This window comes from Streptosporangium sp. H13245, assembly GCF_055690525.1.
In genome coordinates, this window is the sequence record NZ_JBSZKT010000026.1 from 97,659 (window position 1) to 112,720 (window position 15,062).

Here is a 15,062-nt window from a genome sequence, read left to right on the forward strand (position 1 = left end):
GCAGTTTGCTGTAGTGGGGGAGAGAAATTGTGCTGACCGTGGAACGCCGACGCCTCAGGACGCCGCTGGCCGCTCTGGCCCTGGCGACCGCGACGGTGCTGGCCACCGCCTGCTCCGGAGGGGCGGACCCGAAGGCCACCGCCGGCCCCGGCGCCGCCTCGGGACCTGGCGCGGGTGAGGCCAGCACGCCGCCCGCGTCGGAGATAAAGATCAGTCCTGCCACGGGCAGCAAGACCGTGCGCCCGAACAAGAAGGTCGTCGTCGCGGCCTCCAGCGGCGCGCTGGAGGAGGTCACCGTGGAAAGCGGCGGCCAGGCGCTGGAGGGCGACTTCGACGCCAAGCGCACCAAATGGGTCTCTACTACGCCCATGATGCCGGCCAGCGACTACACCGTGTCGGCCCGGGCGGTGGACGGCACGACCGCCAGCGGCTCCTTCAGGACGCTCAAGCCCGAGCACGAGCTTGAGGTGGCCGACGTGACCCCGGCGATCAAGGGGGAGAAGGTCGGCGTGGGGGCGCCGATCATCGTCACCTTCAACCAGCAGGTCGCCAACAAGGCCGGGGTGGAGGAGGCCCTGGAGGTCAAGGCGCAAAAGCCGACCCCGGGCGCGTGGCGCTGGATCAACGACACGACCGTGATCTACCGGACCGCGAAGTTCTGGCAGCCCCACCAGAAGGTGACCTTCACCGCCCGCCTCAAGGGCGTACAGGGCGGCAAGGACATGTACGGCGTCAAGGACATGACCAAGGTCATCCAGATCGGCGCGGCCCAGGTCTCCACGATCGACACCCGCAAGCACAAGATGATCGTCAAGCGGGACGGCAAGGTCGTGCAGACCATGCTGATCAGCGCGGGCAACGCCAGCACCCGCGAGTACACCACCACCAGCGGCGTCCACCTGGCGATGGGCAAGGCCAACCCCGAGCGCATGATCTCCCCGGGCCGCAAGAAGGGCGAGCCCGGCTACTACGACCTCATGATCAACCACGCGGTGCGCTTCTCCAACAGCGGCGAGTACGTGCACGCGCTGAACAACGTGTGGGCCCAGGGACGCCAGAACGTCAGCCACGGCTGCATCAACTCCCGCCCCGACCAGGCCAAGTGGTTCTACAACCAGGTCCAGCGCGGCGACGTGATCACCATCAGGGGCACCAACCGCGAGATGGAGTGGAACAACGGCTGGGGCTTCTGGCAGCTGTCGTTCAAGGAATGGCGCAAGGGCAGCGCCCTGGCCTGAGCACCCCGGGCCGGGGCGGCGGGCGCGGCGAAAAACGGGCCGCGCCCGGCCGGGCGGGCGCGGTAGCGTGTGCGGCGGGCGAGCGGCGGGACCGGCCGACGCCGACGATCGGGACGTTCTCAGAGGGGAACCGGGTGAGACTCCAGGCGCAGGTGCTGATCTTCGACGCCGACGACACGCTGTGGGAGAACAACGTGTTGTTCGAGCGGGTCATCGAGGACTTCCTCGACTGGCTGGCGCATCCGACCCTGGACCGGACCCAGACCCGCGCCGTCCTCAACGACATCCAGGCGGCCAACGCCGTCACCCACGGCTACGGCAGCAAGATGTTCCTGCGCAGCCTCGGCGAGTGCTTCGAGCGGCTGCGCGAGCGTCCCGCGACCGAGGCCGAGCGCCGCCGCATCGACGAGCTGATCCTGGCCCTCACCGAGCACCGGGTGGAGCTGGTCCCGGGCGTCACCGAGACGCTCACGGCCCTCGGTGAGCGCTACGAGCTGCTCCTGCTCACCAAGGGCGACCTGGAGGAGCAGCGGCGCAAGCTGGAGGCCTCACAGCTGGCCCACCACTTCCGCGAGGTGCACATCGTGATGGAGAAGGACGTCGCCACCTACCGGTGGCTCGCCCGTGAGCACGCGCTGGCGCCCGCGACGACCTGGATGATCGGCAACTCCCCGAAGTCGGACATCCTTCCCGCCCGGCAGGCGGGGATGAACGCCGTCTTCATCCCCAACGAGAACACCTGGGCGCTGGAGCAGAGCGACCTCGACCCCGGCGACGAGCGGGTGCTGCGGCTGGGCAGGTTCCCCGAGCTGCTGGACCACTTCTGAGGAAGCAGCCTCTCACAGGAGGGTGAGCTGGGCCTGCCGGGGCAACGCCAGCGGCAGGGGCTGCTCGGGCCGCGTCGGCCCCATCCCGTAGCGGGCCGCCAGCTGCAGGACCTGGCCGGTCAGGCCGCGCACGTAGGCGGGCTCGGCGTCGGCGCTCCTGCCGTACAGCTCGGCGTAGCGGGGCACGAGCGCCCGGTGGTGCTCACCCAGCCAGGCCAGATACCACTCGCGCGCCCCGGGGGGCAGGCGCAGCACCTGCGGGACGCAGCTGACGGCCCCGGCGTCGGCGATGCGCCGTACGGTGGCCGCGAGCTGGTCGGGGGAGTCGGTGAGCAGCGGCAGGATCGGCGCCATCGCCACCCCGCACGCCACCCCCCGCTCGTTCAGCTCGGCGACCAGCTCCAGGCGTTTTTGCGCGCTGGGCGCGCCGGGCTCGACGCTGCGGCGGATCCGGTCGTCGACGAACGCGATCGAGACCACCGCCCCGGCCCCCGGGGTGGCGGCCAGCAGGTCGGCGTCGCGCAGGATCAACCGGCTCTTGGTGTGCACGGTGAACGGCGCCCCGGCCTCGCGCAACGCCGCCACCAGGCCCGGCATCAGCCGGTAGACCTCCTCCACGCCCTGGTAGCAGTCGCCCCCCACCCCCACGGTGACGTGCTCGCCGTCCCAGCGTGAGCCCAGCTCCGCGCGCAGCCGCCGGACGATGTTGGTGCGCACCACGATCCGCGACTCGAAGTCGCCTTCGGCGTTCAGCCCGAGATAGCGGTGCCCGCGGCGCACCGAGCAGTAGCGGCAGGCCTGGGCACACCCCCGGTAGGGGCTGACCGCCCAGCCCTCGGGCGTACGGTCCAGCGCGGTGCGTGCCTGCACCTCGTAGCAGGTCAGCGCCCCGTGGACCCTGGTCAGCGCGGAGCGCTCGATCCGCGGCCTGGCGTCGGGCGGCGCGGCGAGCAGGGGAGGCGCGTCCCATCGCATACGGCTCAGTGGAACACGCTTTCGACACCACTCGCAAGCCGGGCAGGTCGTGGCGCCGGACGGCGCCGCCGCCGGAGGCCGGCCGCTGGCGAACGGCGGTAAATGGTATGTTTATCCCGATTTTCGGGGGAGTGGTGTGATCATGGCGTGGTTGATGCTGGCAGGGGCGATCATCGCCGAGATCGTGGCGACCACCGCCCTCAAACTGAGCGACGGATTCGCCCACAAGGGCTGGTCGGTCGTCGTCGTCGCCGGATACGTCGCCGCCTTCGTCCTGCTGGCCCAGACGCTCAAACTGCAGATGGAGGTCGGCACCGCCTACGCCGTCTGGGCCGGGGTCGGTACCGCCGCCATCGCCGCCATCGGCGTGCTCTTCCTCGGCGAGACGATCAACCTCGCCAAGGTCGCGGGCATCGTCCTGATCATCGGCGGCGTCGTGGTGCTCAACCTGGCCGGAAGCGCCCACTGACCCCCGCGCGCCCCCCGGATAACGGCTCGCCCGCCACCGGGCGGCTGCCCTACCCTGGCCGGGTGCTGAAGCCTTCCTACCCCATCCGGACCGACCGGCTGGTCCTGCGCCCCTACACCCCCGCCGACCTCGACGCCCTGTACGCGATGCACCGCCTGCCCCAGGTCACCCGCTACCTGCAGTGGGGGCCGCGCGACCGCGAGCAGACCCGCGAGGCGCTGGAGAGAAAGATGAACGAGACGGCCCTGCTGGACGAGGGGCAGGCCCTCACTTTGGCGGTGGAGCTCGCCGCCACCGGCGAGCTGCTCGGCGACGTCCTCCTGGTCTGGCACAGCCGCGCACACCGGGGCGGCGAGATCGGCTACGTCTTCCACCCCGACCACCACGGCAGGGGATACGCCACCGAGGCGGCCCGGGTCCTGCTGGAACTCGGCTTCGACGGCCTGGGCCTGCACCGCATCGTCGGACGCCTCGACGCCCGCAACGAGGGCTCGGCCCGGGTGCTGGAGAAGCTCGGCATGCGCCGCGAGGCCCACCTCGTCGACAACGAGATCATCAAGGGCGAGTGGACCAGCGAGATCGTCTACGCCATCCTGCACCGCGAGTGGCGCGCCCGCCGCTGATCCCCCGTACCGCTGAGCCTCCGCACCGCGCGGCCGAGGCGTCCGGGCGGACGCCGAGACCTTCGGCCCCGGTCCCGTCGGCGGGCTCCGGTTGAACGACGGGCACACACAGGGCACCATGTCTGCGATGACCATTCTGCATCTCGCCCTGGCCTCCGACTGGGACGCCGCCCGCCAGGCGGGGGAGTACCGCGTCTCCACCCTCGGCCAAACCCTCGACGAGGTCGGCTTCATCCACGCCTGCGCCGACCACGACCAGCTGCGCGGCGTCGCGGAGCGCTTCTACCGCGGCGTCGCCGACCCCCTGGTGCTGCTCAGCGTCGACCCCGCCGGGCTCGACGTCCGCATGGAGGTCCCCGACGACGCCCCCGAGGCGTTCCCGCACATCTACGGCCCCCTCCCGGTCAGCGCGGTGACCTCCGTCGTGCCGTTCACCCCGCCCGGCCCCCTTCAGTAGGCTCCGCGCATGACCGACGTATCCGGACCGACGATCCGCACCCTCGACTCCATGGTCGTCTACACCAACCCGTGGATCAGCGTGCGCGAGGACCGCATCGAGCGCCCCGACGGCTCACACGGCATCTACGGCGTCGTGGACGTGCCCGACTTCGCCATCGTCATCCCCATGGAGAACGACGGCTTCCACCTCGTGGAGGAATACCGCTACCCGGTGCGGCGGCGCACCTGGAACTTCCCCCAGGGCGGCGTCAAGGACAGCCCGTCGCCCCTGTTCACCGCCCACACCGAGCTGACCCAGGAGACCGGCCTGCGCGCCACCTCGATGACCCACCTGGGACGCCTGGACAACGCGCACGGCACGACGGGCCAGAACTACGACATCTTCCTGGCCACCGGCCTGACCGCCGGTGCCCACGAGCGCGAGCACACCGAGCAGGACATGCGCCAGGACTGGGTCTCCCGGGCCGAGCTGGAAAAGATGATCCTGCGCGGCGCCATCACCGACAGCAACTCGATCGCCGCCTACGCCATGCTCCTGCTGCGCGGCGCGGCCTGAGAGACCGGCCCCGCCCCCTCTGCGCCGACCACATCACCGCAAAACCGGTGATCTCACCTCCCACACGACGGCCTCGCGGCGGTACGCTCAGCCCATGTCGAACCTGATCGTCATCCTCCTCCTGACGGCGGTCATCGTGGCGGCGATCATCGCCCTGATCGTCTTCGCGGTACGAGCGGCACAACGTCCCAGAAACGCCCTGGTCGGCGGGGGAATCGGCCCCGAGCTCGTCGAACGGCTCCTGGAACTCAAGGCCTCCGGCCAGTTCGACCAGGCCGTCTTCCTGGTCCGCGGCGAGACCGGCATGAGCCACCGCACCGCCGCCCGGTTCGTCAGGAAGCTCAAGCCCGCGCCCCCGCCCTGACCTCTCCTCAGCCGGTGCCCTCGCCTGCGGGGGGCGGCGGGGGAGCTGGGCGGCCGATGCCGCCCAGCAGGTTGGCGACCAGGGCTTCGGCGAACTCCTCGGTCAGCGGCCGGTCGGGGATGAGCAGCCGGTGGTAGCAGGCCCCCCACAGCTGGTCGACGGCCACCTCAGGATCCAGGTCCTCGCGCAGCTGACCGCGCTGCCTGGCCCGCTCCAGGGCCCGTACGGCCAGCGCCCGGCGCGGCCCCGAATAGCGTTCCCGGTAGACGGCCGCCAGTTCGGGATCGGTCTGGGCCTGGCCGATGAGCTGCGGCACGACGGTCCCGGCCCGGGTGTCGCGCATCAGATGGACGAACGCTTTCAGCTGCGCGGTGAGATCGGCGGCGATGTCACCGGTGTCGGGAAAGGCCAGGATGGGGCCGACCACGCCGAAGTAGCCCTCCAGGGCGAGCGCCCCCTTGGAGGGCCACCACTTGTGCAGCGTGACCCGGCTCGCCCCCGCCAGGGCGGCGACCTTCTCGACGGTGAAACCGGCCATGCCCTCGGCCAGCAGGAGCTCACCGGCCGCCCGCAGCACCTCCCGGCGTACCTGGTCGGCCGGACGGCGCCCTCGCCCGCGCCGGGCGGGCGGGGCGGCGGGCGGGCTGGGGTGCGTCACGCTCAACCTCCCGGGAACGCGCACGCGGCGCGGCCACACAACATATGTACACAGCGTACATAGTTTTGCGGGGAAACCACCCGCGGGCACCGTACCCGCCACGGCCGCGAAGACCCGCACGGGTGGGCGCTTTGTCGTTGATGGGTGGTGTGCGAGCATGGTCGGCGTAGGCGAGTGCGGAACGAGGAAGCCGGTGTGAATCCGGCGCGGTCCCGCCACTGTGATCGGCGAGCGAACCCCGACGAAGCCACTGCCCGGACCACGGGTGGGAAGGCCGGGGCGAGCCTCGACCCGAGAGCCAGGAGACTCACGCGGTCGCCTCCTCGATGAACTGGGGCGGATCTCCCCGGAGAGGAGCTGGGTTCTCATGCCCGTCGAGCCGGTGGCCGCGCCGAGAGGCCCTGCCGCGTTCCCTCTTTCCGATCCGCCCCGTTGTGCAGATTCCGTGAGAGGAACACGTCATGACGGGCAGACGCCCCACCCCCCTCCTGCTCGCCCTCCTGGTATCCGGAGTGCTGGCCGCCTGCGGCGGCGCCCCGGCTGAGAACGCCCCCGCCCCCGCCGCCCCGGCCGCCTCCGCGCCCGCGGGCTTCCCGCTCACCCTCGACAACTGCGGCGTGAAAAGCACCTACGAGCGGCCGCCGCAACGGGCGATATCGATGAACCAGCACGCCACCGAGGTGATGCTGGCGCTCGGCCTGGAGAAGTCGATGATCGGCACCGCCTACCTCGACGACAAGGTGCTGCCGGAGTACCAGGCGGCCTACGACGCCATCAAGGTCGTCTCGAAGGAGTACCCGGCCTATGAGGCCCTCCTGGCCGAGGAGCCCGACTTCGTCTACGGCGGCTTCGACAGCACCTTCGACGAGAAGGAGGGCCGTAGCCGCGACGCCCTGCACAAGGCCGGTATCAAGACGTACCTGAACGTCGAGGAGTGCGCCGAGGGCGCGGTGCCCATCAGCCTGATGGACACCGAGATCCGCAACGTCGCGAAGATCTTCGGCGTCCCCGGCCGGGCCGAATCGCTGATCACCACGTTGCGGGCGCCCCTCGACACCGTGAGGACCACGCTCGGCGACGCCGCCCCGGTCAAGCTGTTCGTCTACGACAGCGGCGACAAGACCGCCTTCACCGCCGGAGGCAAGGGCGTCGGCAACGAGATCATCAAGCTGGCCGGGGCGGAGAACGTGTTCGCCGACGTCGACAAGGTGTGGGGCGACGTGTCGTTCGAGCAGGTCGCCGAGCGCGCGCCCGACTGGATCGTCATCTACGACTACGGCGACCAGCCGGTGGCCGACAAGGAGAGGTTCCTGCTGGCCAACCCGGCGCTGAAGGACGTACCGGCCATCAGGAACAAGCGGTTCGCGGTGCTGCCGCTGTCGTCGGTCGTCCTCGGCGTACGGGCCCCGGCGGCCGTCGAGGCGCTGGCCCGCCAGCTGCACGCCGACCGCTTCAAGTGAAACCGCTTCAGGTGGAACCGCTTCAGGTGAAACCGCTTCACGTGAGCGAACCGGCCGCGAGCGCCGTGCTTCCGGCACGGCGCCCGGGACCGCCATACCCGGTCGTGATCGGCCTGCTCGTGCTCCTGCTCGGCGCGGCGGGCACCGCGGCCGTCGCGGCCGGGTCGGTGGCCCTGCCGGCCGGGCAGGTGTGGGGCATCCTGCTGCACCACCTGCACCCCGCCCTGGCCGAACCGGCCTGGACACCCGTACGCGAGACCATCGTGGTGGACGTACGGCTGCCGAGGGTCGTCCTGGCGGGGGCGATCGGCGCGGGCCTGTCGGTCTGCGGCATGGCCCTGCAGGCCCTGGTACGCAACCCGCTGGCCGACCCGATGCTGCTGGGGGTCTCCTCCGGCGCCAGCGTCGGGGCGGTCACCGTGGTGGTGTTCGGCCTGAGCGTGTTCGGCGCGTTCAGCCTGCCGATCGCGGCCTTCCTCGGGGCGCTGGCCGCGCTGGTGGCGGTCTACTTCCTGGCCCGCTCGGGCGGGCGCATGACGACGGTGCGGCTGGTGCTGGCCGGGGTGGCCACGGCCGAGGTGCTCTCAGCCGTGGCCAGCTTCCTGGTGGTGACCTCCAACGACCCGCACAAGACGCAGGCGGCGGTGCGCTGGATGCTGGGCGGCCTGGCCGGGACCACCTGGACGGTGGTGGGGATTCCGGCGGTGGCCGTCCTGGTGGGGACCGTCGTGCTGGTCGGGGTGTCTCGGCCGCTGAACCTGCTGCTGGCCGGGGAGGAGGCCGCGGCCTCGCTCGGGCTGGACGTGCACCGCTTCCGGGCGGCGCTGTTCGTGCTGGTCGCCATGATGATCGGCACGATCGTCGCGGTCAGCGGCACCATCGGCTTCGTCGGACTGATCATGCCGCACGTCGTCCGGTTGCTGATCGGCGCCGACCACCGCCGGGCGCTCCCGGCGACGGCGCTGCTGGGCGCGGCCTTCCTCATCGCGGCCGACCTGGCCGCCCGCACCCTGATCGCGCCGGAGGAGATCCCGGTGGGCATTATCACCGCGCTGGTCGGCGGCCCGTTCTTCCTGTGGCTGATGCGGAGGCGTTCCAAGTGACACTGACCGCGGAGAACGTGTCGGTCCGCGTCGGCGGCCGCGACCTGGTCAGCGAGGTCTCGCTGGAGGTCGCCGAGGGGGAGATGCTCGCCCTGGCCGGTCCCAACGGCGCGGGCAAGTCAACCCTGCTGCGTACCTTCTACCGGGCGCGCAGGCCGACCGGCGGCCGGGTGCTGCTCGACGGCGAGGACGTGTGGCGCATGCCGCCGGGCCGCCTGGCCCGCCGCCTGGCCGCCGTACTCCAGGAGAGCGGCGGCGATTTCGAGCTGTCGGTGTACGACGTCGTCGCCATGGGCCGCACCCCGCACAAACGGGCCTTCGACGGCGACAACGCGGCCGACAGGGCGATCATCGCCGACGCGCTGGAGCGGCTCGACGTGACCGCCCTGGCGTACGCGCCCTTCGACCGGCTGTCGGGCGGGGAGAAGCAGCGGGTGCTCATCGCGCGGGCGCTGGCCCAGCAACCGGGCACGATGGTGCTGGACGAGCCGACCAACCACCTGGACCTGCGCCACCAGCTGGACGCGCTGAACCTGGTACGCGGCCTCGGCGTCACCTCGGTGGTCGCCCTGCACGACCTCAACATGGCCGCCGCGTTCTGCGACCGCGTCTGCGTCATGGACGCCGGTCGCGTCGTCGCGCTCGGCACCCCCGCCGACGTGCTGACCCCCGCCCTGCTCGCCGAGGTCTACCGGGTCGACGCCGAGGTGAGGCCCCACCCGGAAACCGGGGTGCCGCAGGTGAGCCTGCGAACCGGAGGGGGCCGCGCCACGAAAGGTCAATGACCACAGGCGGCAGGGTCACGTCCGGCCGGCCGGCGCGCGAGCATCGTCCCGACGGCGAAAGCGCCGAGCACGCAGCCGATCTGCGCAAGGGCGACAGAGGTGGGCAGGGAAGGGAGTCTCCCCAGGTCGCCCAGCGCCGCTACCGGCAGCGACAGCAGCAGTGCCGCGCGCCGGCCCACCGTGGACCGTGCCGCGTATCCCGCTGCCGCCGCCATGACGACGAGCCAGGGCACAGGTTTCCAGAGTGCGATCTCATGGTTGACGGCCGCGTCGAGCACACTCCTGCCGACCTTGCTGGCGACCAGCCCGACCAGGCCGAACGGCATCCAGAGCATGAGTGCGCGCCGGGAGATGAGCGACATCCCGGTGCGGGCCGGACGGGTGAGGGCGACGGCGACCGCCACCACCTGCGCCAGGAGGGGCAGGCCGACGTTCGGCAGCGCCAGCAGGGGCGGGGTGAGGTGCGAGCTGCCCGACAGATACAGCACGAAAGCGAGCGCGCCCAGTGTGGCGATCCCCCGGTGGCGGAGCGCGACCGCGAGCACGGGCAGGGCGAAGACGACGATCGGCCCAGCCCAGCGCAGGAGCGACCACGGCTCTTGCGTCCAGTGGTGCAGCAGGCCAGGGCCGCTCTGGGCCAGCGACAGGATCTGGCGGGCCAGCGTGTCGGTCAGGACGAGAACGGGCCACAGCGCCATGCCCACGGCCATGGCGTCCCGCCAGGCGGGCGCCGACCCCGTGCCGAAGGCCCGCCGGTAGTGCACGCGAGCCGCGCCTGCCAGCAGGTCGGCCGTGTCGGCGAGGTGCGGGCGGGTCTGGCCGGGCCGTGATCCGGCCAGCAGTACGCCGATCATGTCCTCCTCGTGCCGCGTGCGGTGATCAAAGGGATAGCAGGCCAGGAGCCGCCGGTATCGGGCTTCGAGGGAGCTCACGCCATTCCCCCGAGACCCGCGGCGCGCAGCCGCGTGGAAGCCGCTCGCGCGTGACGGCGCATCCGCTCGGCCTCCGCCGCCAGCCGGGCCGCCCCGTCATCGGTCAGCCTGTAGTACCGCCGGACCCTGCCGTCCACGATCTCCTCGCGATCCTCGGCGATGAGGCCCTCTTCCCGCAGCCGGTCGAAGGCGGCGTACAGGGTTCCGGCGCGCAGCCGTACCCGGCCCGCGGAGATCTGTTCGACGTCGGTGATGACGCCGTACCCGTGTTGAGGACCGGCGACGAGCGCGGTAAGGATCAGGAAGGTGGGTTCCTGCATCGATCTCATTCGATCATCATATACCGATGATCTTTATATTGACGGTGATCCGTAGCGGGCAGAGTTCGATCGACGGACCCGCGCGGCCACCTCGAACGGGCAGTCCGCACGGAAGGCGCCCTGCCTTTGCCCCTGCTCGTACAGCTCGCGAAGCGCCGCCGGGAGCATGTCGGCCGCCGGGGCGGTGGTGGTGGGCCATCCGGCGAGAGCCTCGTGCGCCAGCAGCGCCGTCAGGCGCGGCCTGGCCGCGACCACGTCGACGAAGCCCGTCAGGACCTCGCGCATCCCCTCGTACGGCTCGCGCTCGGCGGCGCGGTCGATGACCGGGCGCCACGCACCGGCCAGCCCGGCCAGCTCGGCCGCGTACAGCGCGTCCTTGCTGCCGAAGTGGTAGTAGATCATGCGCTCGTTGACGCCCGCCCGCTTCACGATCGACTGGACGCGGGTTCCCTCGCGGCCGCGTACGGCGAACTCCTCGGCGGCCGCTACCCGGTGGGCTGCGACGGCACCCACAGCCTCGTCCGCGAACAGGCCGAGATCCCCTTCCCCGGCACGACGGGCCGCGAGGTGGCCCGTTTCGGCGACGTCGTGCTGCCCGCCTCGGTGGTGTCCGGGACGGGGGAGCTGCGGGTGCCCGGAGCCGGTCGCGTGCTACCCGGTTTCACCCGTACCGCGACCGGTGTCTTCGTCCACGCGTCGTTCCGGCCGGGCGTCCACCGGATCGCCGCGATCGAATGGGAGGACTCGCCCGCGAGCCGGGGCGGTCCCATCTCGCTGGACCGGCGCCGGATGACCCGGCCGGGCCGTGAACGGGGGAAGCGCGTATTTAGGTAGGCCCTACTCGTGCGCCGGGGATCGGAGCCGCCGATCCTTGCGGCATGCGTCGCATGCTGCGGTTCCTGATCGTCTCCGCCCTGGCCGCCGTCGCCCTGGCGGCGGTTCCCGCCACCGCCAACGCCGAGACCAGCGTACGGCTCCGCCTGACGATCGACCTCGTCAGGCAGCACGAGAACCCGGACTCCGACGGCGCGTCGGGCAACTACTACCCGAAGATCTTCTTCGGCACCGACGCGCCGCAGGAACGCTCCCCGGTGGAGAGCGCCGAGTTCCACCCCAACACCTTCGAACCGCCCTGGGTCTTCACGCATGTCGCGTCCGTCGCGCCCGACCAGCACACCGTCCGGGTCCGGGTCGAGCTGTGGGACGAGGACGGCGGGCTCAGCGGCGGGGACGACCAGCTCGACATCGACCCCACCGACCGCAGCCTCGACCTGGACCTGACCTACCAGCTCACCACCGACACCTGGACGGGCGAGAGCATCGTCCCCAAGCAGAGCGACTTCATCGGCGACGGCGACTCCGGCTTCCCCGGAGCCCACGACGGGAAGATCGCCGAGATCGGCCTGGGCATCCAGCGGACCAGCGACCTGCCCGACACCGACGGCGACGGCATCTACGACGTCGTCGAGCTGCACGGCATCCGTCACCCCGACGGCAGCCTGATGCACGACCTCAGGGCACTCGGCGCCAGCCCCTGCCGCAAGACGATCGTGGTGGTGGCCAGCTGGATGTCCGGCGCCGCGGACGGCCACGACCACAGGCCCAAGCAGGCGGCGATCGACGAGGTCAAGGCCGCCTTCAACGGCTCGCCGGTGGAACGGGCGCCGACCTGCCCCTATGTCGGCTCGATCTGGACCCGGGGCGCGGAGGTGCTGGTCATCCCCGGCCGCGCCGAACTCGAGACCACCGTCCTGCCTCTCGACAGCACCACGTATCGCAGCATGCGCCAGCTGGCCCTCAACCCGCAGCGAGCCCGTTTCGTGCATTTCGTGCTCTTCGGCCACCAGATCGCCGCGGGCAGTCCCATGTCCGGCCAGTGCTGCGAAGCCGATCGCGGCGACAAGGACTTCATCGTGACGCTGGGCGCGTGGCGGGTGGCCTGCGTGGGCCCCGGCACCGACGGCGTGCTCGACACCCTCGCCCCCGCCGACGACGACCAGAGGGTGGGGGACTTCATCCTGGTCGGCGACGACCGTACCTGTGACACCACCGCCGCCGGACTCGACGAGCAGGTGGTCCCGGTCGGCACGGGCCGTGACGACGCCCGGGTCGGGACCGTACGCGACCAGTCCCTCACCCTCATGCACGAGCTCGGCCACGCCCTCGGCCTGGCGCACGGCGGCTTCGAGCCCACCAACGGCAAGCCCAACTACCTCAGCGTCATGAACTACGGGTTCAACCCCTTCGGCATCCCGCTCGGCCCGGCCCGCGCACCGGCGCGCCTGGACTACTCCGACGGCCTGCTCCCCAGGCTCGACAAGAACAACCTGCGCGAGGCCGACGGCATCGGCGACGGCACCGACTTCACCCGATGGATCGACGGCTCCGGCGTGGAGTCGTGGGGTCCCGGCAACGCCGCCCTCGACTGGAACGGCAACCGCGTCATCGACCCCGGCACCATTCCCCGCGTGGACGTCAACGCCGACGACGACACCTGTGTGCTGCCCGGTACCGACGGGCTGCAGACTCCCAAACACCCCGGCGACGCCTTCGGCGGTGGCGGCATCGTGCGGGGGCCTGACGGCGACTGCGACACCACTCCCGTTGTCAAGGACTTCGGCCGGGCCGACCTCCTGGACGACTTCGACGACTGGCACAACCTGAGGTACCGGGCCGAAGGCTCTCCCGACGCCGGATCCGACGGCATCTTCCCCTCCGGCCCCGAGTTCACCTGGGACGCGGCCCTGGCCCGCGAGCTCGGCATCCGCCGCTTCTACGACCCCGACGTGACGGTGACCAAGACCGCCGACCGGGCCCAGGCCGAACCCGGCGACACCATCGCCTACTCCGTGAAGGTCGGCAACGCCGGACCCGGCCTGGCCACGTCGGTCCAGCTCACCGACACCCTCCCCGACGGCACCGAGGCCGGTCGTACCCTCGCCGACCTGGCTCCCGCCGCCACCGCCACCGAGACGTTCACCCACACCGTGCCCTGCACCGCCACCGACGGCAGTGTCGTGACCAACCGCGCCTCGGTGACCGCGAAGAACCGGGCCGGCGGCCCCGAGGCCAACACCGCCGACAACACCGGCTCCGTCTCCACCACCGTGAGGCGGCCCGTCCTCGCGCTCACCGCGACCGCCACGCCCACCGCGCACGCCGCCTCGGCCGTCACCACCACGCTCACCGCGACCAACACCGGCGGCGCCGCGGCCACCGGCGTCACCCTCACCCACACGCTGCCGCCGTCGGTCTACTACAGCACCGCGCTCGACCAGGGCTCCGGCCCCCGGCCGACGTCCGTCTCCGGCACCACCCTGACCTGGCGGCTCGGCTCGCTCGCCCCCGGCGCGACCGCGTCGATCGCCTTCACCGGCCGTTCCAGCCTGCTCACCCCCACCGGCACCGCGCTGACGGCAAACACCACGATCACGTACGGCAGCGCGGGCGGCTGCGCCTACCCCCCGATCTCGGCCACGTCGGCCTCCACCGTCACCGAGGCCACCCCCACCCGCGATCCCCGGATCGTCACCCTCTGGGCCCTGCTCGGCAACCGCACCCCCGAACTCCTGGCGCGCGTCCAGGCCACCGACACCCGCTACGACCGCGACGCCGACGGGCGCCTGTCGCAGGAGGAGGCCTCGGAGGCCCTGAGCCTCGCGCTCCTGCAGCCCCGCACCCTGGCCGCCGAACTCCTGGCCACCTACCTCAACGTGGCCGACCGCCGCGTCAACGCCGCCACCGCGGTCCACACGCTCACCCTTGAGCGCCTCCACCTCCACACCGTCGCCGACGCCGCCCGCCACGCCCAGGGCGTCCTGCGCCTGCCGCCGCTGACCAACCTGATCCGCTACACCGACGCCACCCTGGCCCTCACCCAGATCAACTCCGGCCTCGCCGCCCGCTACTGACCGGCACTGTGCCGCCTTTGTCTCGTAGGTATTTGGGCCGGTAGCGGGCGGGCATTTCTGCACAGACCGCGGGCGGGGTGAGGCGCTTTCCTTAGGGCGTCGGCCCGACGGGGGCCGGATCACCGATTCGAAGGACTGAATGCAATGCGTCGTCATCTCGCCGCCCTCGCCCTCACCGCCGCCGCGCTCTCCGGGATGGTGTCGCTGTCGGCTCCGGCCCAGGCGGCCGCGCCGATCGCGGTGACCGTGAGCCTGGGCGGCCTGTCGGTCACCGGTACGACCGGATCCGACCTGATCACCCTGGCCGAGGGGACCGGCGGTGCCATCAAGGTGACCGGGGCGGGCGTCACCTCCACTGACACCGACTGCCAGCCGATCTCCG

Annotated in this window: 18 protein-coding genes and 1 riboswitch; of the genes, 13 read left to right on the plus strand and 5 right to left on the minus strand. The window is 71.5% G+C overall.

Annotation, left to right across the window (positions count from 1 at the left end; translation table 11 throughout):
• The first annotated feature begins 38 nt into the window (after positions 1–38).
• Positions 39–1,238, plus strand: coding sequence for a L,D-transpeptidase (locus ACW9TB_RS28270; RefSeq protein ID WP_472751102.1), 1,200 nt, complete (start codon positions 39–41; stop codon positions 1,236–1,238).
• A gap of 134 nt (positions 1,239–1,372) precedes the next feature.
• Positions 1,373–2,065, plus strand: a complete 693-nt coding sequence (locus tag ACW9TB_RS28275) for an HAD family hydrolase (RefSeq protein WP_472751103.1) — start codon at positions 1,373–1,375, stop codon at positions 2,063–2,065.
• A 12-nt stretch (positions 2,066–2,077) separates the two neighbouring features.
• Here ACW9TB_RS28275 and ACW9TB_RS28280 read toward each other — a convergent pair whose 3' ends face one another.
• The gene (locus ACW9TB_RS28280) at positions 2,078–3,040 is read right to left on the minus strand and encodes a radical SAM protein (protein WP_472751104.1); all 963 of its coding nucleotides are present in this window, start codon (positions 3,038–3,040) and stop codon (positions 2,078–2,080) included.
• 142 nt (positions 3,041–3,182) lie between these two features.
• On the opposite strand from ACW9TB_RS28280, the gene ACW9TB_RS28285 reads away from it, so the two are divergent.
• The 5 genes from ACW9TB_RS28285 (at position 3,183) to ACW9TB_RS28305 (ending at position 5,511) form a co-directional block, all read left to right on the plus strand.
• Positions 3,183–3,509 (plus strand): DMT family transporter, encoded by a 327-nt coding sequence (locus ACW9TB_RS28285; RefSeq protein WP_472751105.1) that lies wholly within the window; start codon positions 3,183–3,185, stop codon positions 3,507–3,509.
• 62 nt (positions 3,510–3,571) lie between these two features.
• Positions 3,572–4,132, plus strand: coding sequence for a GNAT family N-acetyltransferase (locus ACW9TB_RS28290; protein ID WP_472751106.1), 561 nt, complete (start codon positions 3,572–3,574; stop codon positions 4,130–4,132).
• Between the two features lie 127 nt (positions 4,133–4,259).
• Positions 4,260–4,589 carry a DUF952 domain-containing protein gene (locus tag ACW9TB_RS28295; protein ID WP_472751107.1) on the plus strand — a complete coding sequence of 110 codons (330 nt, stop codon included), beginning with the start codon at positions 4,260–4,262 and terminating at the stop codon, positions 4,587–4,589.
• Positions 4,590–4,598: 9 nt separating this feature from the next.
• Positions 4,599–5,147: an NUDIX domain-containing protein gene (locus ACW9TB_RS28300; protein ID WP_472751108.1), complete on the plus strand. Its 549-nt coding sequence runs from the start codon at positions 4,599–4,601 to the stop codon at positions 5,145–5,147.
• A gap of 94 nt (positions 5,148–5,241) precedes the next feature.
• Positions 5,242–5,511, plus strand: coding sequence for a hypothetical protein (locus ACW9TB_RS28305; protein ID WP_472751109.1), 270 nt, complete (start codon positions 5,242–5,244; stop codon positions 5,509–5,511).
• Between the two features lie 7 nt (positions 5,512–5,518).
• Here ACW9TB_RS28305 and ACW9TB_RS28310 read toward each other — a convergent pair whose 3' ends face one another.
• Complete coding sequence (locus ACW9TB_RS28310; protein WP_472751110.1) at positions 5,519–6,169, minus strand: TetR-like C-terminal domain-containing protein; 651 nt, start codon at positions 6,167–6,169, stop codon at positions 5,519–5,521.
• Between the two features lie 130 nt (positions 6,170–6,299).
• A riboswitch (cobalamin riboswitch) is annotated at positions 6,300–6,498 on the plus strand.
• A gap of 132 nt (positions 6,499–6,630) precedes the next feature.
• On the opposite strand from ACW9TB_RS28310, the gene ACW9TB_RS28315 reads away from it, so the two are divergent.
• Genes ACW9TB_RS28315 through ACW9TB_RS28325 form a run of 3 tightly spaced genes read left to right on the plus strand, consistent with a single transcriptional unit; the run spans position 6,631 to position 9,517 of the window.
• The gene (locus ACW9TB_RS28315; RefSeq protein ID WP_472751111.1) at positions 6,631–7,629 is read left to right on the plus strand and encodes an ABC transporter substrate-binding protein; all 999 of its coding nucleotides are present in this window, start codon (positions 6,631–6,633) and stop codon (positions 7,627–7,629) included.
• Between the two features lie 41 nt (positions 7,630–7,670).
• The gene (locus ACW9TB_RS28320; protein ID WP_472751112.1) at positions 7,671–8,732 is read left to right on the plus strand and encodes a FecCD family ABC transporter permease; all 1,062 of its coding nucleotides are present in this window, start codon (positions 7,671–7,673) and stop codon (positions 8,730–8,732) included.
• A complete protein-coding gene (locus ACW9TB_RS28325; RefSeq protein WP_472751113.1) occupies positions 8,729–9,517 on the plus strand; it encodes an ABC transporter ATP-binding protein in 789 nt (262 codons plus the stop codon). The genes ACW9TB_RS28320 and ACW9TB_RS28325 overlap by 4 nt, the downstream gene beginning before the upstream one ends.
• On the opposite strand, the gene ACW9TB_RS28330 is transcribed toward ACW9TB_RS28325, so the two are convergent.
• The 3 genes from ACW9TB_RS28330 to ACW9TB_RS28340 are packed head-to-tail and all read right to left on the minus strand — an operon-like array spanning position 9,511 to position 11,282.
• Complete coding sequence (locus ACW9TB_RS28330; protein WP_472751114.1) at positions 9,511–10,449, minus strand: hypothetical protein; 939 nt, start codon at positions 10,447–10,449, stop codon at positions 9,511–9,513. The genes ACW9TB_RS28325 and ACW9TB_RS28330 overlap by 7 nt on opposite strands.
• Positions 10,446–10,778, minus strand: coding sequence for a PadR family transcriptional regulator (locus tag ACW9TB_RS28335; protein WP_472751115.1), 333 nt, complete (start codon positions 10,776–10,778; stop codon positions 10,446–10,448). Before ACW9TB_RS28335 ends, ACW9TB_RS28330 begins: the two co-directional genes overlap by 4 nt.
• 24 nt (positions 10,779–10,802) lie before the next feature.
• Entirely contained in the window at positions 10,803–11,282 is a 480-nt protein-coding gene (locus ACW9TB_RS28340) for a TetR/AcrR family transcriptional regulator (protein WP_472751116.1), read from the minus strand.
• Here ACW9TB_RS28340 and ACW9TB_RS28345 point away from each other — a divergent pair.
• The 3 genes from ACW9TB_RS28345 to ACW9TB_RS28355 form a co-directional block, all read left to right on the plus strand.
• Positions 11,262–11,603, plus strand: coding sequence for a hypothetical protein (locus tag ACW9TB_RS28345; protein ID WP_472751117.1), 342 nt, complete (start codon positions 11,262–11,264; stop codon positions 11,601–11,603). The two genes, ACW9TB_RS28340 and ACW9TB_RS28345, sit on opposite strands and share 21 nt — an antisense overlap.
• 44 nt (positions 11,604–11,647) lie before the next feature.
• Entirely contained in the window at positions 11,648–14,680 is a 3,033-nt protein-coding gene (locus ACW9TB_RS28350) for a DUF7507 domain-containing protein (RefSeq protein ID WP_472751118.1), read from the plus strand.
• A 144-nt stretch (positions 14,681–14,824) separates the two neighbouring features.
• Positions 14,825–15,062: hypothetical protein (locus tag ACW9TB_RS28355; protein ID WP_472751119.1), on the plus strand; the 238-nt coding region annotated here is incomplete at its 3' end.